Consider the following 23,770-nt stretch of genomic DNA (forward strand, 5'->3'; position numbering starts at 1 on the left):
ACAGTATTCACCGTAAAAATAGTATTAATTAGCCATATTTTCTTATCCGTAAATGGATATATCCCAAATTGTTCTCTTTCTAATTGCTCGATAGCTTCTAAAATTCCAACTTCATACTCTCATTTCAGTTCTTTTACAAACTATCAAATCATTACCGCATACCATGTTACCCCAACCAGTAGAACAAAAAGAAGAAAAATATAGATTGCAGATAAGTTTTTCACATTTCTTTTTGTAGACTTACCGTAATTCTCCTCCACGTTTCTTGCAACTAGTACAGTCCCAAACAGCGATACAATTACAATAATAACGACTAGTGAAATTGCAAAACTCATTGTCTTTTCACCTCTCTAAGACCCGTCTATTTTAATTAAAGAACTTACATAAAAACTTTTCTCTTTAAAACGTTGATAACATACTACCTTTCTTCTCTTATCATAATAGATGTTTGCAAAAAACGGACCAACCACTTTTGTGTTTTTTTGCTCATCCACTTTAAAAATAAAAAGCAACTGATCACTTAGGACCAGTTGCTTTTTCTACACGATAATTTTCATTTAAAATTAATTCGATTTAAAAGTTTAGTCTTTTCATAATGAAACATCGATTGAGATAACTCGAAAATTGTTCCATTTACAAGATACACTGTATTTTCAATAAGAAGCGCCGGATCACCTTCATTTAATTCTAAAAGCTGTGCATTTTCTTTATTTACTTTTTCACAACTAATAACTTTATCAGCAAAACCAATATTTAATCGTAAATCTTCAATGAAATAACTGTATACAGAGCTTAATGCTATTTCTTCGTTCAAATATGGAATAATATCCTTTTTGAAATAACTTACTTCAATAGAGAATGGTTTAGCATCTACAATTCTTAAGCGCTTCAAAAAATACAACCTAGCTCCGGCTTCGCATTGCATCCGCTTTGCTATCTCCTCGTCCGCATCTATTACTTCAAGCTCTAACACTTTCGTTTCAATATTTTGTGAAACAAGATTTTTCGTTAATCCACGTAAACTTCCTAAATTAATGTAATCTGTTACAGAAGTTTCGCGTAAAAACATGCCACTACCTTGCACTTGAAAAATATAACCTCTATTCACAAGCTGACTAATTACTTTACGTATCGTATTACGGCTTACTTCAAATCGATTCATCAACGCTTCTTCTGTAGGTAGTTTTTTCGTTTCATTAAAAAGCCCATCTCGAATGTTTTGCTCTAACACATCTGCAATTTGTTTATACTTTGCACTCATACACTTTCTCCTAAAATACTCTTTTATCTGTTATAACTCTTCCCCTCTCGTTTCGATCACATGTTTGTACCAATAAAACGAAAGTTTCTTCTTACGTTTTAAGTTATCATTATGATCGACAAAAATAAAGCCATATTGCTTTTTATATCCATTTAACCAACTTAAAAGATCAATCACTGACCATGCATAATAACCTTTTAAATTAATCCCCTCTTCAATTGCACGCTTCATTACTTTTAAATGCTCTTCAATAAATTTAATTCTCGGAACATCTACAATTTCTCCGTCAATGATTGGATCTTCATCACCAAGTCCATTTTCCGTTACATACATCTTTATGTCACCGTAACGCGCTTTCAACATATGCAATCCATCTAAGAAACCTTCGGGAGATATTTCCCATCCCCATTTTGTATATATTTTATCATCCATTTTAACTGTTCGATAAAAACCATCAAAAGAAGGGTTACCTGGAGCAAGTGTTGAGCTTTCTCGAGAATGTTCCTCACTCTTTATATCCATATCGTATCTTTCTACTCGTATTGGTTGATAATAATTCAAGCCAATAAAATCATTTTCTTCTGCATTTTGTTTAATGATTTCTAATTCTTCAACCGTCCAATTAGGAGTCCACCTTTTTTCCTTTAATTGTTGTACAACATAAGACGGATACTCACCTTTTAAAACTGGATCATAATACCAATACGTTTCATATTCATTCGCATGATTTGCTGCTCGTATATTTTCTTTTTGATCATCCACACTATAAGCAGGTAAGAAAACATGTGTAATCCCAATCTCACCATATTGTTTCAGCTGCTTGTACACCGCAACTGTTTTCGCATGTGCATAAAATACATAATGAGTCGCTTGAAAATACTTTGGAACATCATTTTGGATTCCTGGTGGATGTGCACCTTTTAAATAACCTAATCCACAAAACATTACTGTCTCATTAAAAGTAATCCAATGCTTAACTCTGTCACCAAATGCCTTAAAACAAGTTTCTGCATATTTTACGAAAGCCTCTGCTGTTCTTTTATTCGTCCATCCACCATCTTTTTCTAACGGTGATGGTAAATCCCAATGATATAAAGTGACAAACGGCACAATCCCGTATTTTAAACATTCATCAATTAAGTTGTTATAAAATTCAATCCCTTTTTCATTTACCTCTCCATCTCCAGTCGGCAATATTCTCGCCCAAGAAATTGAAAAACGATACGATTCTAATCCCATCTCAGCCATTAAGCGAACATCTTCCTTATATCGATGATAATGATCCACAGCTACATCACCATTTGTTCCATTGTATGTTTTACCAGGAATTTTTGAAAACTCATCCCAATTCGTAACACCTTTTCCATCTTCATTCCATGCACCTTCTACTTGATAAGAAGCTGAAGCAGCTCCAAATAAAAAATCATGTGGAAACCTCATAGTATATACCTCCATTTCATTACAACAAATTAAATTCATTGATACATACAAAATTTATAGGTACAAATTTTATATGTATGATTATATCTTATGTTTTTATTTTTTTCTATTATAAAAGTACAATTTCTATTGTTGGTTATTGGAAAATAAAAAGAAGCGATATATTTTATCGCTTCTTTTTCTCATCATCTTTATTCTTTTATCCCGCTATTTGCCGGGCAGTAAGACCCCCACTAATTAAAGTTTCACTTTATCAATGACTTATTCGCTCTTATAACTTCTTGATACAATAATGGTGACCACTTTTCATTTATGTAGTCTTGAATTATCCAACCTACTCTTGTAGGACTCTTTTGTTTTATATAGTTTGCAATTTCAGGATTTATATAAGAGGCATAGTAATATGGACTATTCCATGCTGTACCACCTGAAGACAAGCTTGTAAAATTAACATATAGGTGATTTAAATCCTCACTATTATTCATCGTTTCATTGATTGTATCTTTAATAGATTTTACTTTCTCATCATAACTCACTTTATATTTATCTTGTACTGTTACATTTACATTTTGATTTACAGTTGTCGTAAACGTCTCATTATCTGGCCAATAAAAATTATTATATCCTCCAGATTCATTACTACCACTATATCTTTTTAGTAGTACAATTTTCCCACGAGCATCTCCAAGTTTTATATTTCCTTCTGTTTTTAAAAAGATAGGATCAACAAAATATTTTTTTTCAAACGTACTACTAAATGAATCTTCTGCCCCTTTCATATCCTCATACTCTTTTTTTAAAGACATAATAATTGTTTCACTCGGGTTATCTTTTAAAAATTGTTTCGCTTCATTTATGAATTCATGCAGTGTTACATAAAGATATAATGGCCCATGATGAAGAACTATCGTATTATCATCTGTTAAACGTCCTCTTATATCAAAAATGCGAGCTCCATGATCCATTTGATAGCGAAAATCATACTCTTGCGTCATTCCCCATACTTGCTTAATTGGATTTTGCAACTTGAACGTACCACTATCATGTGTTCCTGGAATTGAAATTCGTGCTAACGGGATGTTATCAGGTATAGGTTGCATCCATTTTGACCAATTTTCAAGATCATTAACAGAGCTAGCTGCAACTACTTGCTTATCATGTAAAGCAAATACAAATGTGATAAATATTGTACTACATATGAATAATTTCAAAATTAACTTCTTATTGCTCATTATTATCCCTCTCTCTTTCTATTTTTATATCAAACTTATTGAATATAATATAAGCTAGTTCATAAAAAATAAATAAAATTTCATCAATATGAAATATTGCATAGAAGTAAAGTTAAAAAATCATTCACATATACTGAATTAGAAAAATTTAAAGGAACTTCATCTGAAGTTCTTTTTGCTTATTTTATGTTCAATACATATGAACCATCTTTATTCTCATACTTATAGACGTATAAATAATATTTTCCTGGCTTTGCATTATAAGTTCCTTTAACTACATTTCCTTCATTTTCACCATATGCTACATAGTTATTTAAATCTGATTCATGATGAAGTACCCATGTCATTCCGATGTTTTGTTCATTTAGTAGAGAAATTTTAATATTTTCGGGTGAGTCAATTTGGAAAGTAAATACATCTACTCTATCACTATTATGTAGTGTTCCTTTCACCGGTGTATGAAAGTTAACTTTATTTGCCTGTCTAGACTCATTATTTGGTTCATTTTCTGTTACTTGTAACTCATTCTCACCGTTTGGTTTTCTTTGTTCATAACCTAAGTTTACTAGTATAGACTTCAAATCTGGTAAAACACCAATTTTATCTGCATATGGATCTTTAGATTTTGTTCCTGTGTTGCGGTTGCTTAATATTGCTCTTAGTTCACTTGGTCTATATGGTTGTCCTAAATTTTCTTTAGTAATGCTTTGTACTAAAGTCGCTGCCCCAGCAATAATTGGCGAAGCACTAGATGTTCCGCTAAAGTTTGAAGTATAAAGATTTACAGCACTTCTACTTTGCTCGGCTGTAGTTGTATCTACATTTTCTCCCCATCCGTACACATCAATACGGCTTCCATAATTCGAAAACCACATACGTTCATGAGGGAAAGATGAAGAGCCAGCTCCTACCATAATCGCACCTGAATCTTTAAAATCTTTACTACTACGATTTAAGACTTGTTTACCTTTTCTATCTTTAAATCGATCTAAATCATTCCAACCATTTGCTCCAGCCTCTATAATGACAACACCTTTATCTGTACCAGCTCGAATTGCATCAAAGATATCTGGTTGTACTTCAACAGGTAAATACTTATCACCATATCCATCAAAGGAAGCTTGTGCCTCTAATAATAAAACATCCCCAGCTTCTAAATGATTTACAGCACTTAATATTGCATCAGCTGTATTATACTGTCCGTTATCTCTTATTTGAGAAATCACCTTTGCTTTCGCTTTTGGTGCAATCCCAATATTCCCTACTTCATTATCCTCAGATGAAACAATTCCTAGTACAGACGTTCCATGTCCAACATGCTGATCTATATTTCTTCCAGACATTAATTCAATATTTTGATGTACTAAATCCTCATGATTTAATAGCCATCCGTATTCCATATCAACAAAAGTTATACCTTTTCCATTACCGCCTTGAACTCCCCAGGCGAAAGGCGCATTAATACCGTATGGTGCCGCTTCAAGATAGCCTTGGTTTTTAAATCTAGGATTGTCATTAGGACTAAGAGCTACACTTGATAGTTGCACTTCCGGTGGCGCAATTTTTTCTTGTTTCTTCATATAGACATCTTCTATTAAAGAAGATGTCTTTAACTTATCTACTAGTTCTTCTTTCTGCTCTCCATTTCGAGTTTGAAGAATATAGTAGTTTAATAAACTTGTAGATACATTATTGGGTGCTTTCACTTCAAGGTCTTGTATTTCTTCTGGACTTACAGATGTGAATAAACGAGTGAATGTTACATCTGGATATTCTACCAAAAGATCTTTTAGTACCTTATCACTTGCTTGAGCTTGTATCTGTTTTTCAATACCATCTTCATATGGTAATTTCAAATCCGCATTGAATTTTACAATGATTTGCTTATCTGTTTCTTGTTCTATCCCTAATTTACTCTGCTGTTCTACAGAATCAGCATTTACAATATTGACAGTGTCCCCCATTCCTAAAAATGTTGAAATAATTACAGCTGAAACAGATATTCTTTTAAATATATTCATTACATCACTCCTTCTATTAATAACAATTAATCATTATATTAATCTATAATAATTTAATTTATATAACATATTCCCTTTCTACTAAATAGATTATAGTAATCAGCAATATGAACTTCAATGTATTTTCATATGCAATATTTCATATTCGGACTCTACACTACATAAATGAGAAACTTATAATGATTATTTATTTTATATGTGCTAATATACTTGTATTAAAATATTATACAAAGACATTCTGAACTATATTACTTAACAGTTTCACTTTATTTTTGCTAGGAGGATTTACAATGAAATTATTAAAAATAAAACATATAATCCCTATATCTGCAGCAGCAATTACATTCGTATGTCATCAAAGTACAGCTGAAGCATCTACCATTCATACAGTAAAAAAGAATGATACACTTTGGGGCATTAGTAAACAATACGGGGTTTCAATACCATCCATTAAACAGGCTAACAATAAAGGAAACGATCAAACTTTTATTGGTGAACAGTTACATATTCCAGGGTCCACGAATTCAAAGGAAATCACCGTTCGTCAAAACGCCAAGCCTGCAAACATTTCTGGACAAATTATTTATCAAGTACAACAGGGAGATTCATTAGAAACGATAGCAAAGCGTTACAACGTTACCGTTCAATCTATAAAACAAATTAACAATACAATCGGAAACAAACTTTATACAGGACAACATTTAAAAATTAACTCAAGCATTTCAGAAAAAGAAAAAGACTTAATGGCACGCTTAGTTACCGCTGAAGCAGGTGGCGAATCCTATAAAGGAAAAGTGGCTGTAGCAAAAGTTATTCTAAATCGTGTAAATGCAAAAGATTTTCCAAATACAATAACAGGCGTTATTTATGAACCTATTAAATACGGATATGCCTTTACTCCTATTACAGATGGAAGAATTAATCAGCCTGCAAGCCCAGAAGCAAAAATGGCAGTAGAAGAAGCTATCTCCACAAATGGAATACATTCTGATTGGCTTTATTTTTACAATCCAAAAACATCAACAGACAAATGGATTACGACACGTCAAACAGTAGCAGTAATTGGTAACCATGTGTTTGCTAAATAAGATTTAAAACCATTAACAGACCTCTTCACTTAAAAGGTCTGTTTTTTATATGTAAGAATTTTTTAATCCTATGACATAGTAATCTTAAAAAACTATTCCTTCAGACATTTGTATTTACTCCACCACTTAGAGAAATAAAAAAAAAACATCAGGTTCAAAAACTCCCTCTTTATTAATAAAATCTATTTCTTAACTTCATAAAATTGTTATACACTAGAAAAATAAAAAACAAACTATTCGTTAGCAGGTGAGAGAATATGTATGATGTTACAATTATCGGCGCTGGAGTAAGTAGCATTTTTATGGCTTATTCACTAGCTAAAAGTAACAAAAAAGTTTTAATTCTGGATAAAGGTAAAGCGCTAGAAGATCGTCATTGTCCTTTAGACGAAGGAAAAGCGTGTACTTGTACTACATGTGATAAATATTTCGGGTTTGGTGGTTTAGGAAAATCTGAAGGGAAATTTAATTATACAAACGGATTTGGCGGAGAACTTGAGCAAAAAGTCGGTAAAGAAGGCTTTATACAACTTATGGATGAAGTAGATGAAATTCTATGTCAGTTCGGAGGAAGTTCTGTTTCAAAATATTCTACAGAAAATCCAACTCTCAATAAGAGGGCTGAAGCGTGTGGTTTGCAAATGTTAACAACAGAAGTAAGGCATCTTGGCACTACCCTTTCAAGTGACATTTTTCAGCAACTCTATGAATTTTTACTTACGAAAATAAATATACAATTTCATATAGATGTACAACATATTATGAAACAGAAAGATCATTTTACAATAGAGACAAATGGAGGAACAGTTCAATCTAAGCAACTAGTATTTGCAACTGGACGTTCCGGAGCGGATTGGCTAAAAGAAATGTGCACTTCTCTCAATATTTATCAGGAGCAAACTCGTGTAGATTTAGGTATTCGAGTAGAGATGAAAGAACACCAATTGCGTTCTATATTAAAAGATACGTTTGAGACAAAACTTTCTTATGAGCATGAACACTTCACAGCAACTACGTACTGTATGAATCCAAAAGGACGCATTATTAGAAAGTATGAAGAAGGTTTAGTTATGCCTGACGGTCAAAATTTTCGAGAGGAAGGAACTGGCACGTCTCACTTAAATTTCACTTTATTTATCCCGCGCTATTTTTCAACTCTCAAAGAAGCAAATGTATACGCAAGTTCAATTATAAAAAGCATTAACCAAGGAAGAGATCGGATTGTTATTCAGCGCTTAGAGGATTTACTAAATAAACAACCTACAACGGACAACCGCATGAAACATAACCGTATACAACCTACACTACAAGGAGATTATGGAAATTTGCATACAGAAATTCCTCCATTATATATTAAAGGACTTAAGGAATTTTTATTACGCTTAGAACAATTCATCCAAGAACCGATCGATACAGATACTTTATTATATGGAATTGACGGAAAGTTCTATGCTCCTACGATAAAAATCAATAACCACTTTGAAACAAGTGTGCATGGGCTATTTTTAGTTGGAGATTGTTCCGGCGTCACTCATTCATTATCTCAAGCTGCTGCAAGTGGGTTGTATGTTGGAAAATATTTATCTCATATTTAATTTCTTTCATTCAGATTGCAATCAAATATTTTAAATTCCATAATAATAGCTTACTAACGATTATGCCGCAAAGAAGCCGGGTTTTATGAGATACATATTTAACATAACCTGTTGACATTCAATTCCAACAAATTGAATGTCAACAGGTTTAAAAGCCTCTATTTATTTCCCCTTTCATTTGTTCGATATTTTGTAACATCATCATAGTGTTTAATATGTTAGGATGTCTATAAGTATTTTTTACTACAACTATGACTTTTTCTGTTCTGTTTCTAAAAAATAGATTTATGCTTTAAAATTCCTCATTGTACGTATATGAATACTTCACATTATTACCTTTAGAAAACATAAGCTAAATGGTTCATTACACTCTAATAGTTATAAAAATATAATATATAACACAAGTTAAATACTTTGTATAAAGAAGGTGTAAAAATGAAAAATAAAATCAATTTACAAATGCAAAATATAAGCTTTGTTTTAATAATTGCTATGGCAGTATGGTTAAAAACATACCTTATTACAAGATTCAGTTTTGATTTAAAAATTGAGTCTTCTACACAAGAGCTTATTTTGTTTATTAGCCCTCTCGCAGCATCATTAGCATTTGTCGGATTAGCATTATTTGCAACCGGTGAAAAGAGAAATTATATCGCGCTATGTATTAATTTCTTATTAACAATCGTACTTGTTGGGAATGTAATGTTCTATGATTTTTATAGCGATTTCGTTACGTTACCAGTACTTGGGCAAACATCAAACTTTGGCCAATTAGGCGGCAGTATTATAGAAATATTGAACTACAAAATTATACTCGCATTCGTAGACATTATTTTCTTCTTTATTTTATTGAAGAAGAAATCAATTGTCTTCCAAACAGGACGTGTAACTCATCCGGCACGCTTGTTATATTTTATTTTAACGATTGGTGTATTTTTTGCGAATCTACATCTTGCAGAAAAAGAGCGACCTGAACTATTAACGAGATCATTCGACCGAGTTATGCTTGTTAAAAATTTAGGACTATACACTCATCAAATATATGATTTAACACTACAAGTAAAAGCAGGTTCACAAAAGGCACTTGCTGATAGTAGTAAATTACAAGAAACAGAAAACTACGTAAAGGCAAACCAAAGTGAACCGAATCCTAACATGTTTGGTGCAGCGAAAGGAAAAAATGTAATTGTCGTTACTCTTGAATCCCTGCAAACATTCTTAATAGGCGCATCAGTTAACGGGCAAGAAGTTACACCATTTTTGAATCAATTCATAAATGAAAGCTATTACTTCGATAACTTTTTCCACCAAACCGGGCAAGGAAAAACATCCGATTCTGAATTTCTAATTGATACGTCATTGTATCCATTAAATCGAGGAGCTGTATTTTTCACACACGGTAACAATGATTATACTGCGACTCCAGAAATTTTACGTCAGCAAGGTTATTTCACTTCTGTATTCCATGCGAATAACGCAACATTTTGGAATCGTAACATTATGTACTCTGCTCTTGGTTATGATCGTTACTATAACGAACTTGATTACAAAATTACGCCCGAAACAAATTTAAATTGGGGATTAAAAGATATCGAATACTTTGATCAATCAGTAGATATATTAAAAACTGTTGATCAACCATTTTACGCTCGTTTCCTTACGCTAACGAACCATTATCCATTTACGTATGATGAAGATACAAAATTCATTGAACCATATAACTCTGGTAATGGCGTATTTGATCGTTATATCGTAACAGCACGTTACTTAGACGAATCCATCAAAAAATTTATTGAGCGTTTAAAAGCCGAGGGAATGTATGATGATTCTATTATTGTATTGTATGGTGATCATTATGGCATTTCTGAAAAACATAATCGTGCAATGGCACAGTTTTTAGAAAAAGATCAAATAACAGAGTTTGATACTTTAAATTTACAACGCACACCTTTATATATTCATATGCCTGACCAAACAGAAGGTCAAACGATTTCAAAGCCTACGGGACAAATCGATATGAAACCTACTATCCTAAATTTACTTGGGATTGATACTACGAACGATATTCGTTTTGGCCATGATATGTTTTCAGATGAATATACCGGATTTGTTGTTTTACGTGATGGTAGCTTTATTACAGACAAGTATGCATACACAAACAACACTTTCTATGACCGCATAACAGGTGAAATTGTAGATTTACCAAAAAAAGAAGCACAAGCACTCATTAACCGTGCACAAAATGAATTACGAATGTCTGACAAAATTATTGAAGGTGATTTATTACGTTTCTCAGAAAGTAATAAAATGAAAACTGGCGAAGTACAAACTAAAATTAAAGAAACTGAAAAATAATTTACATATGAAAAGGGAGCAACTCATTACAGTTGCTCCCTTTTACTCTTCTATAACATATGATGTAATTTCATATAAAAACCTCGTATTTTTTACTTTTATTCTACGCTTGTTTCTAAAGTTACATCTGTATAGGTATGATCATCACCTATATTTAAAATCACTTCACATTGACGTAATCTCAATTCAAAGAGCATGATAGAATCATGATAGACTTCAGGATTTGATTTCATTTTATGTAACATCTCTTGTTTTTCTTGTTTTTCTAAATGAGTGTTTTCTACAGCTTGTTTCAAGGAGTTAAATGGATTCCTAAAGAATATATGAATATCCCGTTCTTGCGTGTTTTCAAATAGCTCAAATTGCAAGAAAAATTTCTTCATAATAGAAGCTGTTACCTCGGTATAATCTTCATTTTCTACATACTGTTTATATTTGTTATATAGCATACCTTTGTTTTTAGGAAGAACTCCAAATAATTTACCTGCACTTTTCAGTAAAAATTGTGCTGGCGTAAATCGACGTAAAATATTTACTTCCTCCATTTGTATTCTAGTCGTCATTCTGTCCGTATCTCTGCGCCAGTCATCCAGCACTTTAAAATCACATGCTAACTGTATTCGATTTTCTCCAAATAAAGAATTAAGTCCTTCACTAAGTTCCTCAAGGTACGATTGACTTTGAAGGAGCTCATTATTAGAAGTTACAATCCAATTTTGCATAGAAAGAGCAAGATTAGGTAATACCGTTTGTTCTAAGTATTTATGTACTCTTTCATTCATTGCTTTATTTAGTTCCGTATCCATGTGCCCGAAATCACTTTCTTCACTAATTAAATCCGAACACCCCTGTAATATCTTCGGAATATTTTCAGTAAGGTCATTCATAATTTCAGTTTTCATTGTACGATATGATTTTGTAATGAAATGAATTTTTTCCTTCTCAAAAGCAGTAAGATTATTAATACTACCATTTAGTTTCACTAGCATATCTTCATTCCAATTAATCGCATCCACTAGATTATTTTCTTTCTCAACGCGTTTATCCAAAAGATATGTAATTGTTTTTCGAATGAAAAACAATAGCTTTTCAGTACGTTCTGCATCGATATTTTTATGATTACAGTTAAAATGAATAAACTCAGTTAACTCATTTAATTGTTGACTACTTGTATATAGCGAAGAGTAAGGGAAAATTCTCGCATGCGGGAAATATGTGTTTATTCTCGCTTGCGTATCATATAATACTCTTTTCACTTCTGCTTCACTGTATATGTTATCGATTTTGTTTAATAAGAAATGAATTTGTAAATTTGGTGTATGTTCTTGAATGCTTAATAGAATGTCACGCTCTTTGTCAGTAAAAGGTGAATCCGCATTCAATACGAATAGTAATTCGTCTACAGAATTTAAATATTCGAATATCTCATCTCTAGTATCATTATTCCTATTAAATCCAGGTGTAACTACAAATGTAAGTTTATTTTCACTTAAAAATCTGCACGGTAATTTTAATTCAACACATGCTCTATCTCTATATGTTTGATGGTGTTGAGACATCATATTATAGTAATCAGAGACATCTTCCGTCGTTGTAATTGTAGAGTCTGTTATGGCGTTAATTTCTGTATGAGCATCATTTTTTAAAACTACTACATTTGAAATTGAATTTTCTACTATATTTTCTCCTAATATAGAGTTAATAAATGTAGTTTTTCCGTTCCCTGACGTTCCCGTTACTAAAATACGATTTGTGCTTAAATCTGCGAGCTCGCCAACTAACCATCTAAATCGGTGACCCATTTCTATATTATGCTCTTGTGCCCACTCTGTAATAGATTCAAAAAGATGCAAACTATACTCTAAGCCATTCACATGATTAATAGAATATAACAACAGGTTTTCCGCATGTTTTATATCGGCTGAATCTATTTTAGAAGGGAAAATCTCATCCCACGCCAATACAGCTGCTGATGGAAATACAGCATAAGATGGATTGACTACCTTTAACCAATTTGTTAACAAGTTTGGAATGATGTCGTGCAATTGTTTAAGCTTATATTGACCTTGAATTAATTCAAAGTACGTTTCTTCGTAAAGAGAAGAAATTTTGTCCCATATATCGGACGAATGTATTTCAATATGTAAGAAAAATTCATTTATTGTGTTAAGCCATAATAAGTAATTTTGTTCATTTTTATAACTTTTCCAAAGTGATGAAACCATTTGCGTAAATTGTACTTGATCCACATTATTTAACGTAACTAATACTTCATAGAAATAATCTGGTGAAATATGTTTAGTAAATCTTTTATCGATATATCCTTTTAAAACCTCAAACCACGGATAAGATTCTGTTCGAATTAACTCATTCACAGCAAGCTCTACTGCACTATCAAAATCTTGCTGCTCCTCATAAAAAGAACGGGCAATTTTTGTGACATTCGGGTAATCGGGATTTAAAGAAACTGCTTCTTTAATAACAGAGAAAGCGGAGTCAAAATTATTTTGCTCTATGTAAAGAGAAAGTAATTGTAGTCTAATTTCCGTCATCAATATTATATTATCAGTAGTAATAGAAGTATAAACATTTTCAGCAACCGGTAATTGATTGAGCTCGAAATAAGCATCCGCAATATTTTTTTGTGCCCATGGTGCTAATTCATTACTAACTTTCTCCCATTTAAAAATAGCTGCTTCAAAATCTTGATGACGATAATAAAATTCACCTTGTGCAAAACGAATATAAGATCCATCAGAAATCTCATTTCTTTCTTCGTTTACATAAACTTCTCCAAGTACGTCAAGAGGTGGTTTCGTTTCATTCTCCATTAGGAATGTTTCATAATACATCTTTTTTATTAATTGTTTTTCTATTCTCATCTTTTCCCCCACTATATCTTAAAAATAAACTTTTAAGATATGTCAATACTTTTTGTATGTATGCTTTTTATCTTAACAAAGAATATCTTTTGGAAAATTTCATTTTCCTTTCATTTTTCAAGTAAGATTGAATTTTTATGAGAAAAGTTTCAGTTTTTTTTCAATTCCCTTTCAGTTTTGAAACAGCATTAAATGTTCCTAATAACCTAATAACACTATAATCTCCAGCATTATATTATCAGGAAAAACCTATATAAACCATATTATAAAAACAATTTATAACGAATATATATGCAATATCCCCTTCACTAATAAATGAAACAAATTATTATCATACATTTCTCGCATTGTTTTTCTTTGAAATATTTCAGTAAGTACGGAATTAAATTCCATTAACCTCTATAAATAACTAGTCCAAAAAAAATCTATATGCATATCATGTTATAGTAAAGAATTCAGGAAATCCTAAAAGGAGGCATTTTCATGTTTGAAGATAAATCTAAAATAAACTACCCATATGAATTTACTGAAACTACAACAATCCCGCTAAAAAATCCCATCAATAAAACATACAAAAACGGCTCTGGTACACATACTTTCCCAATTAAAAAACACTATAAAGAGCAAGTGCTCTATACGGAAAAAATTAATAATAATAAAAATAAATAACCTTATAGGCTCTTATAACAATTACTCAAATAAAAATCTATATTAGACCTTGCATAGTTATAGGTAATATATAAAACTTTCTTATACAGCTCATGTACTTTTAAAAAGTGCTGATATACAGCGCTTTTTTATACATAGATAATAGAAGAAAAAAAGGTATGGATATTTTCCACACCTTTTTTGTTCTTTACTATTTATAAATGGAGTACGTCCATGTTTATTTTACCTAATAGCACTTTCATGGGCCTTCTAGAAGAAATAAAAACTAGTTTATTTAATGAAAAAATAAGTTTCTTAGCCAATGCTCCTACCATCAGAATTTTACTGGTTGTAGTCATTGAAGAAAGGAGTAGATTTATGATGAATCATAAATCTACAGAAGCACCCAAGAATTATATAGGCATTATTGCTCTATTATATATATTTTATAAATTTACCAAACGCAGTTTCAAAACAACTTAGTTTTCATAAAATATTTTTTGTTTCCGTTGGAACGGATATGCTTTAATCTCATCTGTATCTAAATTTTCATGAAATAAATGAATGGCTATAATTTGTCTACAATCGTAGGTATGATAATAATATGTTCCGGACTCCATACACATTACGCTTGTATAAATGGTATTATCTAATGCACCTTCTTCTGTTATTACTCCGCCTTTAGGAACCTCACAATTTGATAAGATATGAAATAGGGCCGATACTCCCTCTTCTTCACTATCTATACCTTGAATGTTTTGTTTACCATATGCTGCCCGCACAAACCTTGATGGCGGGGTGAAATCCCCTGGAAGTCCCATTGATCCTGAACCCTGACCAAAAGCACTTAATGATAAGTTACTCCACTCAGTTGGCGCGAATGGCTGCGATTTAAGGCCTATATATTGTCTTAAATTTTGCAAATGCCAATTAAACTCCGGACTATTCGTCATCACTCCTAGTGGGTTATCATACATTTTTAATCCTTCATTTGTTGGCTCCAGTACAATGCAATCTCCCCATTTATCCGCTAAAATCCAATGTAGTGGTGGCGTAAGTCCTAAATCTGGTAATGGTATATCCAAAAAGGTAAGGCTATCTACAGATTTCTTTAACTCTTTGACTGAATTGAATTGCGTGAGACTCCAAGTCACAAAATCAAATGGAGCCAAATTCGTTTTGTTGTCATCTATGCTTTGACTATAAGCAGCGAATCCTGGAAAATAGAGTGTTGCACATGTCATACCAGCTTCATTTACTCCGTCCGCCATAATGATCCTTCCTTGATGATTAATTCCCATTCCGACCGTAGCATGTTTCGTATTAATGATTTCACCAGTTATATTATTCCACTGGTAATGTCGAGGAATGATTATTACTTCTTGATTCATATCTAATGTGAAGTCCATCGTTCTTGCAAAAAGATGTTGACCGTTTTTTGTCTGTAATGTCAAACTAGTACACATAAAGAACACCCCGTTTTATGGTTTTATCTACACTTTACATAATTCTGATAAGTCTGTAAATTAAAACCTCTTTCTTTACAAAAAAATAAGAAAACACATATACATTACAAATAGGTTATTTCTAGTTTATAAATGAATTTTTAAAATATAGTTGCAAAAGAATTATATTAAAAAGGAGCGACTTATTACTATCGCTCCTTTTTATTTCACTCTATATTTTATTAAAATAACCGGGACCATTTTTTCTCTATGGTCAGTATCCCTACATAACCCTCTTAAACATCTTCTCCAGCTCATAAGTAGAATGATGTACAAGAATCGGTCTTCCGTGCGGGCATGTGTATGGGTTTGTTGTTGTACGTAGTTCTTCCAGTAAAGCAAATATTTGATCGTTCGTTAAATATTGATTTGCTTTAATGGACGCTTTACAGCTCATCATGATGGCTGCTTCTTCACGCAATTTTTTAATATCAACTTTTTTTAGTTTGACGACTTGTTCCATCATTTCGTCGATAATTTCTGTTTCTTGTCCTTTCGGGAACCACGTTGGGTGCGAGCGGACGATAAAGGATTGATGACCGAATTGTTCTAAGAACAGCCCAACTTTTTTCAGTTCTTCTAGTTGCTCTTCGACACGTAAAAATTCAGTAAGAGATAAATCGATACGGTATGGTACAAGTAATTCTTGTACTTCTTGCGCTACCCTTCCTACTTTATCACGGAAGTATTCATAATTAATACGTTCCTGCGCGGCATGCTGGTCAATCATATATAAGCCTTTATCATTTTGAGCGAAAATATATGTTCCATGCATTTGTCCAATTGGATAAAGCGGTGGTAAGTCATTACCGTTCATTTCAATCTCTTCTATTTCCTGAACTTCTTCTTCCAATTCCTCTAATTCAAAGTCTTCATCGTTACTGTTCCACGATTTCTCTTCTCGAATTGGTTCTTCCGTTATCGGTTTAGTAGATGGCTGCCAACTTTGTTCTTCCCTTACGAGCGACTGTGGTGGTTGCCATTCTTGCTTCGGCGGTTGCCACAGTTGTGCTGGCTGTTTCGCTGCCAGTGGTTCTTCTCGTTTTTCATCCATGCCCGTCGGTAAAATGATATCCGGCATAGATGGCTCTTTCGGCTTCGCATGCTCAAACTGGAACTGTTCTTGCACACTTTCATCTTTTTCTTTTTTCTTCGTTGTCACACCTGCATCTGGGATGAGCTGTATTTTTTTAAATGCTGCTTGCAATGTTTCTTCGATAAGCTTTAACAATTCTTGTTCTTTACTAAAACGAACTTCTAATTTCGCAGGATGTACGTTAACGTCAACAAGCATTGGATCCATTTCAATCGATAAGAAGCCAATTGGATATCGTCCGACTGGCAATAATGTATGGTATCCTTGCTGAACGGCTTTCATTAATACGAAATTTCGAACGTAACGACCATTTACGATCGTTGACATATAATTTCGAGATGCTCTCGTTACTTCTGGTAATGTTACATAACCTTTAATTGTGAAATCTAAAGATTCCGCTTCAATTGGAATAAGCTTCTTCGCAACTTGAATGCTGTAAATCGATGCAAGTACTTGTCTTACATCACCATTTCCTGATGTGTGAAGCAATTTCTTTTCATTATGAAACAACTTTAACGATACTTCTGGGTGTGACATTGCGATACGATACACGATATCTGTAATATTCCCAAGCTCTGTATGAATGGTTTTCATATATTTAAGACGCGCTGGTGTATTAAAGAATAAGTTTTGTACTGTAATATCTGTTCCTTTTCGGCTCGCTGTTTTCTCCTGCTTTATAATGTCTCCACCTTTAATAATAAGGTGCGTACCAGGCGCATCACCTGTGCTAGTAATTAATTCTAATTCACTAACTGAGGCAATACTCGGCAATGCCTCACCACGGAACCCGAGTGTTCTAATGCGAAACAGATCGTTCTCATCTTTAATTTTGCTCGTTGCATGTCGTTCAAAAGCTACAATACAATCTTCTTCTGCAATGCCATCCCCATTATCAATGATGCGAATTTTTGATAAACCAGCTTCTTCTAAGTGGATTTCAATAGATGTACTATTCGCATCGATAGAATTTTCCACAAGTTCTTTTACGACTGAGGCAGGGCGCTCCACTACTTCCCCTGCCGCAATTAAGTTAGAGAGTTGGTCATCGAGTTTGCGAATTTTCCCCATCTACTTACTCATCCTTTCTTTAACTTTTTCTGCAAGCGATACAGTTCGTTCATCGCTTCTAAAGGTGTCATATCAAGTAAATCAATTTTTTTAATTTGCGTAAGTACTGCCGTTTCTTTTGCATCTAAAACTGGCTTGTCTTGTTTTTTCGAAGACTGTTCTCCACCAAAGAATGATAGTTGCGATTCTTCTTCAGTCTCTACCTTCGTTTCTTCTATTTCTACTGGTTCTTCTTTTACAACTACAGGTTCTGGAATTACTTCTTGCTCTTGCGCTTTCACTTCTACACGCTTTGGAATAATAATTTCTTCTTGTCCTTCTAGTTGTGCTAACACTTCTTTCGCACGAGCGATTAAGCTATCTGGGAGCTCCGCAAGTTGCGCCACGTGAATTCCGTAACTTTTATCAGCTGCTCCATCTTGAATTTTATGAAGGAATACTACTTTTCCGTTCTCTTCAATAGCTGAAACGTGTACATTCTTCAGTTGATCTAAACTTTCTTCTAACACCGTCAACTCATGATAATGCGTAGAGAATAACGTTTTTGCCCCAATTTGGTCATGAATATGTTCAATGATTGCTTGCGCAAGTGCCATGCCATCATACGTAGATGTACCGCGTCCAATTTCATCGAATAAAATTAAACTTCTTTCTGATGCATTTGCAATGGCATTTTTCGCTTCTAGCATTTCGACCATAAATGTACTTTGACCTGAAATTAAATCATCCGCTGCACCAATTCTCGTAAAGATTTGATCAAATACAGGTAATACTGCTTCAGTTGCTGGTACGAAACAACCGATTTGCGACATAACAGTTACAAGTGCTAATTGTCTCATATACGTACTTTTACCAGACATGTTCGGTCCTGTAATTAAAAAGACATCCATCTTCTCTGGCATAATACAATCATTCGGTACATACAATTTCCCGTTCAATACTTTTTCAACGACAGGATGACGACCATCTTTAATAAAGATTTCGCGCTTAGTTGTTAAAACAGGTTTTACAAACTGTTCTTCTTCACTAACTGTCGCAAAACTTTGCAGTACGTCTAGTTCACTAATTACTTTCGCTAAATGCTGTAATTTCGGAATGAATACTTTGACTTCTTCGCGAAGCGCTGTAAATAAATCGTATTCTAATTGTACAATTTTTTCTTCTGCTTCTAAGATTAACGTTTCTTTTTCTTTCAGCTCATCTGTTATGAAACGTTCAGCATTAGCAAGCGTTTGTTTACGCTCATAGCGACCTTCTGGTAATGCTGCAAGGTTCGCTTTCGTTACTTCAATGTAATAACCGAAAATACGGTTGTACCCGATTTTTAATGATTTAACTCCTGTAATATCACGCTCTCGTTTTTCAAGCTCAGCGATCCACGTTTTTCCGTTTTTACTAACGTAACGATATTGATCCAGCTTGTCATTATAACCGTCTTTAATAATATCTCCATCTTTAATAGAAAGCGGTGGGTTTTCTTGAATACTTCTTCCAAGTAATTCAGTTAAACTCTCACATGGATCCGCACCTTGAATTAACCTTGCTGCATAAGCATTATCTAACAAACTAATCGCTTCTAAAATAGCTGGTACTTGAAGTAAAGATCGTCTTAACTGTAATAAATCCCGTGCATTCACATTACCAAACGCAACTTTCCCTGCTAAACGTTCTAAATCATATACTTCTTTTAACTTTTCTTTTAAATCTTCACGTAAGAAGTAATCATTTACAAACGTTTCAACCATTTCTAAACGCTCTTCAACTTTTTCTTTCTGAATAAGTGGACGTTCCATCCACTGTTTTAACATACGACCACCCATAGCTGTTTTCGTTTTATCTAATAGCCATAATAATGATCCTGTTTTTTCTTTCGTTCGAAGTGTTTCTGTCAGCTCTAAATTTCGCTTTGAATGCACATCAATTTTCATAAACTGGTTCGTATAATAAATTTCAACTGGTTGCAAGTGATCTAACGAACGTTTTTGTGTTCTTATTACATAGTTAAATAAGCGACCAATTGCTTTAATTAACTTTGCTTGTGAAACATTTTTCACAAGATGTTCTAGCCCTTCTGGAATAGTTGTTGCATCTTCATACGAAATCGTCATTTTTAATGTTTCAGTTAATTTATTTAATTCATCTTTCGAAAATGTAGAATCTACAACAATTTCTTTTGAACCAGTTGCATACACTTCTAATAAAATATCTTCTACTGAACCTGTTAACAACGTTACTGTATTTTGTCCAGTCGTTAAATCATTACAAGCTAAAGCATACGATCCATCTTCAAAATGTGTTAATGCTGCTAAGAAGTTATTTTCTTTCTCATCAATAGTACGCCCTTCCATCATCGTTCCTGGCGTAATGAGTTGTACGACTTCACGGCGCACTACACCTTTAGCTGTTTTTGGATCTTCCACTTGCTCACAAACCGCTACTTTATATCCTTTTTCAACAAGTTGTTCAATATAGTTTTTAGCCGCATGATGCGGTACACCGCACATCGGTATACGATCGCTACTACCACCATCTCGGCTCGTTAATGTAATTTCAAGTTCATGAGCTGCTTTAACCGCATCCTCAAAGAACATTTCATAAAAGTCGCCTAAGCGAAAAAATAAAAAGGCATCTTGATAGTCTGCCTTAACCTTTAAATATTGCTGTATCATAGGCGTATATTGCGTCATACTTATCCTCCATAATTCTTACATAATAATCTATATTCATATATGTCACACTTCACGGACATCCATATCTCCTATTTCAGGAGTCTTTCTTCATTATAGCACATTTCATAAGGAATCATGTTCATTCAAGCACTACTTATGTAAAGTAAAAAGCTAGGAAGAACTTCTCCCTAGCTTTCTATTACTCTTCTTCTGCGTCAACGATAAAGTTCGGATCTAATTCTTCAAACTCATCATCATCGATTTGGAAATCTTCGTCTGATTCTACACAACCTTCAGGATTTACACTTACACAAATTTTCGTTTCTCCAACTACTTCTGTTACAAATTCACGTTCTACAGTCACAACAATTTTATTACCATTTGGTGATACAAGAGCTTCTAAACAATTTGGTGGCTGAATGACACGAGCAATAATTTCTAAATCATCACCAGAAAAGTTTTTATCACGATACCCGATACTCACTTCATCCGTGTAGTTCACACGTTCTGTCACAACTTCTGTCTTTGTATTACCATCAAACGAATACCAAGTGTTCACATCATAGAAACCTTCAATTTCCACATGCTTTCCATTCTTTCTTGCTTCGTACGAGTGGTTAATTACCCAGCACCCTAAAATACTTGTTGGCTCATTATTCGATTCACATGTATGCGTTGACTTTGTATACTTACGTCCTTTTCCAACCACTGCTTTTGTAATAATCTCTCTAAATTCGGACATTCGTAACCCTCCTCAATCACTATTCACTTAATCATATGCGTGACAATAGCGGAATGTGTCATTCTTTTTTCGAGAAGAACTTACGTTTAACCCACTAAAAAAAGAGATGTCAATTCGACATCTCTTTAACAACCACAATTTCCTTTTTTACTTTCTACCTCTGCGCCCGTTTCACCCTTCAATACATCACCATTAGTTGAAATTAATATTTCATCTGTTACGTTGTTAGAAATCGTACTGGCAACTAACTGTAGTAAGTCATTTACATATGTTTGTGAAGATTTAAATTCTTGTACAACTGGGATACTATCCAACTTATCTTGCAATGCATCAATTTCAGCTTCTACTTTTTTCAAAGCTTCCCATTTCCCGTAATGTTGCAAGTTTACTGCTTGCTTTTGCAGTGCTTTAATTTCATCAATTGCACGCTTTACATTTTCATTTTTATGAATTTGCGCCTCTGCTTTCTTAAAGAAATCAACTTCTTCTGTTTCAGAAATCATTTTTGCTAATTCTTTTGCTTGCTCAACAATGTCATCTTTCGTATATACTTTCATCAATTATTCCACCTCAATCGGCTCTTCAACTAATTCTCCGTTAAGAGACCAAGTTTTCGCATCCGTTACTTTTACTTTCACAAGCTGACCAATTAAAGATTTTGGCGCAACGAAGTTTACAAGTTTATTCGTACGAGTATAACCTGCAAGTACTTCCGCGTTATTTTTACTTTCCCCATCAACTAACACTTCTACAATTTGGCCTTTATAACGATCATTCTTTTCAATTGCCAATTTATTTACTAATGTATTTAAGCGTTGAAGACGTTCTTTCTTCACTTCCATCGGTACATTATCTTTCATTTTTGCAGCTGGTGTACCTTCGCGCGGAGAATAAATAAAGGTAAAGGCAGTATCAAATCCTACTTCACGATATAACGACATCGTTTCTTCAAATTGCTCATCAGTTTCATTTGGGAAACCGACGATAATATCAGTCGTTAATACCGCGTTTGGAATTGCTTCTTTAATTTTTCTTACAAGCTCTAAATAATGCTCACGTGAATATTTACGTGCCATAATTTTCAACATTTCTGTGCTTCCAGATTGAACCGGTAAGTGAATATGTTCTACTAAGTTTCCACCTTTTCCAAGCACTTCAATTAAGTGATCATCGAAATCGCGTGGATGGCTCGTTGTAAAACGAATACGGGCAATATCAACTTTACGGAGTTCGTCCATTAAATCACCAAGTCCGTATTCAAAATCTTCAAAGTCTTTACCATATGCATTTACGTTCTGTCCAAGTAACGTAATTTCTTTATAGCCATTCGCAGCTAAATGGCGAATCTCTTGGATAATGTCTTCTGGACGTCTGCTTCGCTCTTTTCCACGTGTATACGGTACGATACAATATGTACAAAACTTATCACAGCCATACATAATATTTACCCAAGCTTTAATATCACCACGGCGTACTTTCGGAAGGTTTTCAATTACATCCCCTTCTTTTGACCAAACTTCAACTACCGTCTCCTTCGAGAACATTGCATCCTTTAGAATGTACGGTAATCTATGAATATTATGCGTTCCAAACACCATATCTACATGCTGATTTTTTTGCATAATTTTATTTACAACAGACTCTTCTTGCGACATACAACCACATACACCAATTAAAAGGTCCGGATTTCTTCGTTTTAATGACTTTAAATGACCTAGTTCACCGAACACTTTATTTTCAGCATTTTCACGAATGGCACAAGTATTTAATAACACTACATCTGCATCTTCAGTTGAAAAGGTTGGTTCATATCCAAGTGCAGTGAAAATACCCGCCATTACTTCCGTATCATGCTCATTCATTTGACAACCATATGTACGAATATAGAACTTTCTTCCTGTGCCAAAATTGCGAAACTCTTCAGGTAAGCCAAAATCCCGTTCAATTTTAACTTCTTCTTTCCCTCGTTTTTTCGCATCTTTTAAGGAAGGTGGTTGGTATACACTTTCAAAGTATTTACTATAATCTTTCTCTTCTTTTTTCGTAGAGGAATTTGCTTGTTGATTTGCTAATCGTTGTTGCTCGTTCATCGGTAATCTCCTTTCACCCTTAACTATACACACTCTATAGCCCATTTTAATGCGCTTAGACTCACTTCAAAAATG

16 protein-coding genes are annotated in these 23,770 nt (G+C 33.6%); 4 read left to right on the forward strand and 12 right to left on the reverse strand.

Features of this window, described 5'->3' with window-relative positions:
• Nucleotides 1–143: 143 nt before the first annotated feature.
• The 5 genes from K5S59_RS09860 to K5S59_RS09880 all read right to left on the reverse strand — a co-directional run bounded on the left by K5S59_RS09860 (nucleotide 144) and on the right by K5S59_RS09880 (nucleotide 5,954).
• Nucleotides 144–335 (reverse strand): hypothetical protein, encoded by a 192-nt coding sequence (locus tag K5S59_RS09860; RefSeq protein ID WP_000006456.1) that lies wholly within the window; start codon nucleotides 333–335, stop codon nucleotides 144–146.
• A gap of 218 nt (nucleotides 336–553) precedes the next feature.
• Nucleotides 554–1,261, reverse strand: coding sequence for a GntR family transcriptional regulator (locus tag K5S59_RS09865; protein ID WP_001274910.1), 708 nt, complete (start codon nucleotides 1,259–1,261; stop codon nucleotides 554–556).
• Nucleotides 1,262–1,291: 30 nt separating this feature from the next.
• The gene (locus tag K5S59_RS09870; protein WP_001212118.1) at nucleotides 1,292–2,701 is read right to left on the reverse strand and encodes a glycoside hydrolase family 1 protein; all 1,410 of its coding nucleotides are present in this window, start codon (nucleotides 2,699–2,701) and stop codon (nucleotides 1,292–1,294) included.
• Nucleotides 2,702–2,946: 245 nt separating this feature from the next.
• Nucleotides 2,947–3,933, reverse strand: coding sequence for a phosphatidylinositol diacylglycerol-lyase (plcA, locus tag K5S59_RS09875; protein ID WP_098872145.1), 987 nt, complete (start codon nucleotides 3,931–3,933; stop codon nucleotides 2,947–2,949).
• Between the two features lie 179 nt (nucleotides 3,934–4,112).
• Nucleotides 4,113–5,954, reverse strand: a complete 1,842-nt coding sequence (locus K5S59_RS09880; RefSeq protein WP_120450814.1) for a S8 family peptidase — start codon at nucleotides 5,952–5,954, stop codon at nucleotides 4,113–4,115.
• 290 nt (nucleotides 5,955–6,244) lie between these two features.
• Between K5S59_RS09880 and K5S59_RS09885 the strand changes: the two genes are divergently transcribed.
• The 3 genes from K5S59_RS09885 (at nucleotide 6,245) to K5S59_RS09895 (ending at nucleotide 10,992) form a co-directional block, all read left to right on the forward strand.
• The gene (locus tag K5S59_RS09885; RefSeq protein ID WP_120450816.1) at nucleotides 6,245–7,042 is read left to right on the forward strand and encodes a cell wall hydrolase; all 798 of its coding nucleotides are present in this window, start codon (nucleotides 6,245–6,247) and stop codon (nucleotides 7,040–7,042) included.
• 257 nt (nucleotides 7,043–7,299) lie between these two features.
• On the forward strand, nucleotides 7,300–8,637 hold the full coding sequence (locus K5S59_RS09890; protein ID WP_098872143.1) for an NAD(P)/FAD-dependent oxidoreductase: 1,338 nt from the start codon (nucleotides 7,300–7,302) through the stop codon (nucleotides 8,635–8,637).
• A 435-nt stretch (nucleotides 8,638–9,072) separates the two neighbouring features.
• Nucleotides 9,073–10,992 (forward strand): LTA synthase family protein, encoded by a 1,920-nt coding sequence (locus K5S59_RS09895; RefSeq protein WP_098872142.1) that lies wholly within the window; start codon nucleotides 9,073–9,075, stop codon nucleotides 10,990–10,992.
• A gap of 98 nt (nucleotides 10,993–11,090) precedes the next feature.
• Here the strand turns inward: K5S59_RS09895 and K5S59_RS09900 are convergent, their stop codons facing one another.
• Entirely contained in the window at nucleotides 11,091–13,874 is a 2,784-nt protein-coding gene (locus K5S59_RS09900) for a dynamin family protein (protein WP_098872141.1), read from the reverse strand.
• 483 nt (nucleotides 13,875–14,357) lie between these two features.
• Here K5S59_RS09900 and K5S59_RS09905 point away from each other — a divergent pair, with 483 nt between their 5' ends.
• A complete protein-coding gene (locus K5S59_RS09905) occupies nucleotides 14,358–14,543 on the forward strand; it encodes a hypothetical protein (protein ID WP_000461131.1) in 186 nt (61 codons plus the stop codon).
• A 458-nt stretch (nucleotides 14,544–15,001) separates the two neighbouring features.
• On the opposite strand, the gene K5S59_RS09910 is transcribed toward K5S59_RS09905, so the two are convergent.
• From K5S59_RS09910 to miaB, 6 genes are all read right to left on the reverse strand, one after another.
• Nucleotides 15,002–15,988: a choloylglycine hydrolase family protein gene (locus tag K5S59_RS09910; protein WP_000337612.1), complete on the reverse strand. Its 987-nt coding sequence runs from the start codon at nucleotides 15,986–15,988 to the stop codon at nucleotides 15,002–15,004.
• A gap of 262 nt (nucleotides 15,989–16,250) precedes the next feature.
• The gene (mutL, locus tag K5S59_RS09915; protein WP_000516449.1) at nucleotides 16,251–18,194 is read right to left on the reverse strand and encodes a DNA mismatch repair endonuclease MutL; all 1,944 of its coding nucleotides are present in this window, start codon (nucleotides 18,192–18,194) and stop codon (nucleotides 16,251–16,253) included.
• 8 nt (nucleotides 18,195–18,202) lie between these two features.
• Nucleotides 18,203–20,881 (reverse strand): DNA mismatch repair protein MutS, encoded by a 2,679-nt coding sequence (gene mutS, locus K5S59_RS09920; RefSeq protein ID WP_097844229.1) that lies wholly within the window; start codon nucleotides 20,879–20,881, stop codon nucleotides 18,203–18,205.
• Between the two features lie 181 nt (nucleotides 20,882–21,062).
• Nucleotides 21,063–21,605 (reverse strand): outer spore coat protein CotE, encoded by a 543-nt coding sequence (gene cotE / locus K5S59_RS09925; RefSeq protein WP_001288800.1) that lies wholly within the window; start codon nucleotides 21,603–21,605, stop codon nucleotides 21,063–21,065.
• A gap of 125 nt (nucleotides 21,606–21,730) precedes the next feature.
• Nucleotides 21,731–22,162 (reverse strand): YlbF/YmcA family competence regulator, encoded by a 432-nt coding sequence (locus K5S59_RS09930; RefSeq protein WP_000870464.1) that lies wholly within the window; start codon nucleotides 22,160–22,162, stop codon nucleotides 21,731–21,733.
• A gap of 3 nt (nucleotides 22,163–22,165) precedes the next feature.
• Nucleotides 22,166–23,695: a tRNA (N6-isopentenyl adenosine(37)-C2)-methylthiotransferase MiaB gene (gene miaB, locus K5S59_RS09935; protein ID WP_098238540.1), complete on the reverse strand. Its 1,530-nt coding sequence runs from the start codon at nucleotides 23,693–23,695 to the stop codon at nucleotides 22,166–22,168.
• Between the last annotated feature and the right edge of the window lie 75 nt (nucleotides 23,696–23,770).

The organism is Bacillus sp. BML-BC051 (assembly GCF_019656175.1).
GTDB lineage: Bacteria > Bacillota > Bacilli > Bacillales > Bacillaceae_G > Bacillus_A > Bacillus_A mobilis.

Bases quoted from the DNA above. Each gene is read 5' to 3' on its own strand.
- K5S59_RS09860 (WP_000006456.1), bottom strand. From the start codon at position 335: ATGAGTTTTGCAATTTCACTAGTCGTTATTATTGTAATTGTATCGCTG.
- K5S59_RS09865 (WP_001274910.1), bottom strand. From the start codon at position 1,261: ATGAGTGCAAAGTATAAACAAATTGCAGATGTGTTAGAGCAAAACATT.
- K5S59_RS09870 (WP_001212118.1), bottom strand. From the start codon at position 2,701: ATGAGGTTTCCACATGATTTTTTATTTGGAGCTGCTTCAGCTTCTTAT.
- plcA (WP_098872145.1), bottom strand. From the start codon at position 3,933: ATGAGCAATAAGAAGTTAATTTTGAAATTATTCATATGTAGTACAATA.
- K5S59_RS09880 (WP_120450814.1), bottom strand. From the start codon at position 5,954: ATGAATATATTTAAAAGAATATCTGTTTCAGCTGTAATTATTTCAACA.
- K5S59_RS09885 (WP_120450816.1), top strand. From the start codon at position 6,245: ATGAAATTATTAAAAATAAAACATATAATCCCTATATCTGCAGCAGCA.
- K5S59_RS09890 (WP_098872143.1), top strand. From the start codon at position 7,300: ATGTATGATGTTACAATTATCGGCGCTGGAGTAAGTAGCATTTTTATG.
- K5S59_RS09895 (WP_098872142.1), top strand. From the start codon at position 9,073: ATGAAAAATAAAATCAATTTACAAATGCAAAATATAAGCTTTGTTTTA.
- K5S59_RS09900 (WP_098872141.1), bottom strand. From the start codon at position 13,874: ATGAGAATAGAAAAACAATTAATAAAAAAGATGTATTATGAAACATTC.
- K5S59_RS09905 (WP_000461131.1), top strand. From the start codon at position 14,358: ATGTTTGAAGATAAATCTAAAATAAACTACCCATATGAATTTACTGAA.
- K5S59_RS09910 (WP_000337612.1), bottom strand. From the start codon at position 15,988: ATGTGTACTAGTTTGACATTACAGACAAAAAACGGTCAACATCTTTTT.
- mutL (WP_000516449.1), bottom strand. From the start codon at position 18,194: ATGGGGAAAATTCGCAAACTCGATGACCAACTCTCTAACTTAATTGCG.
- mutS (WP_097844229.1), bottom strand. From the start codon at position 20,881: ATGACGCAATATACGCCTATGATACAGCAATATTTAAAGGTTAAGGCA.
- cotE (WP_001288800.1), bottom strand. From the start codon at position 21,605: ATGTCCGAATTTAGAGAGATTATTACAAAAGCAGTGGTTGGAAAAGGA.
- K5S59_RS09930 (WP_000870464.1), bottom strand. From the start codon at position 22,162: ATGAAAGTATATACGAAAGATGACATTGTTGAGCAAGCAAAAGAATTA.
- miaB (WP_098238540.1), bottom strand. From the start codon at position 23,695: ATGAACGAGCAACAACGATTAGCAAATCAACAAGCAAATTCCTCTACG.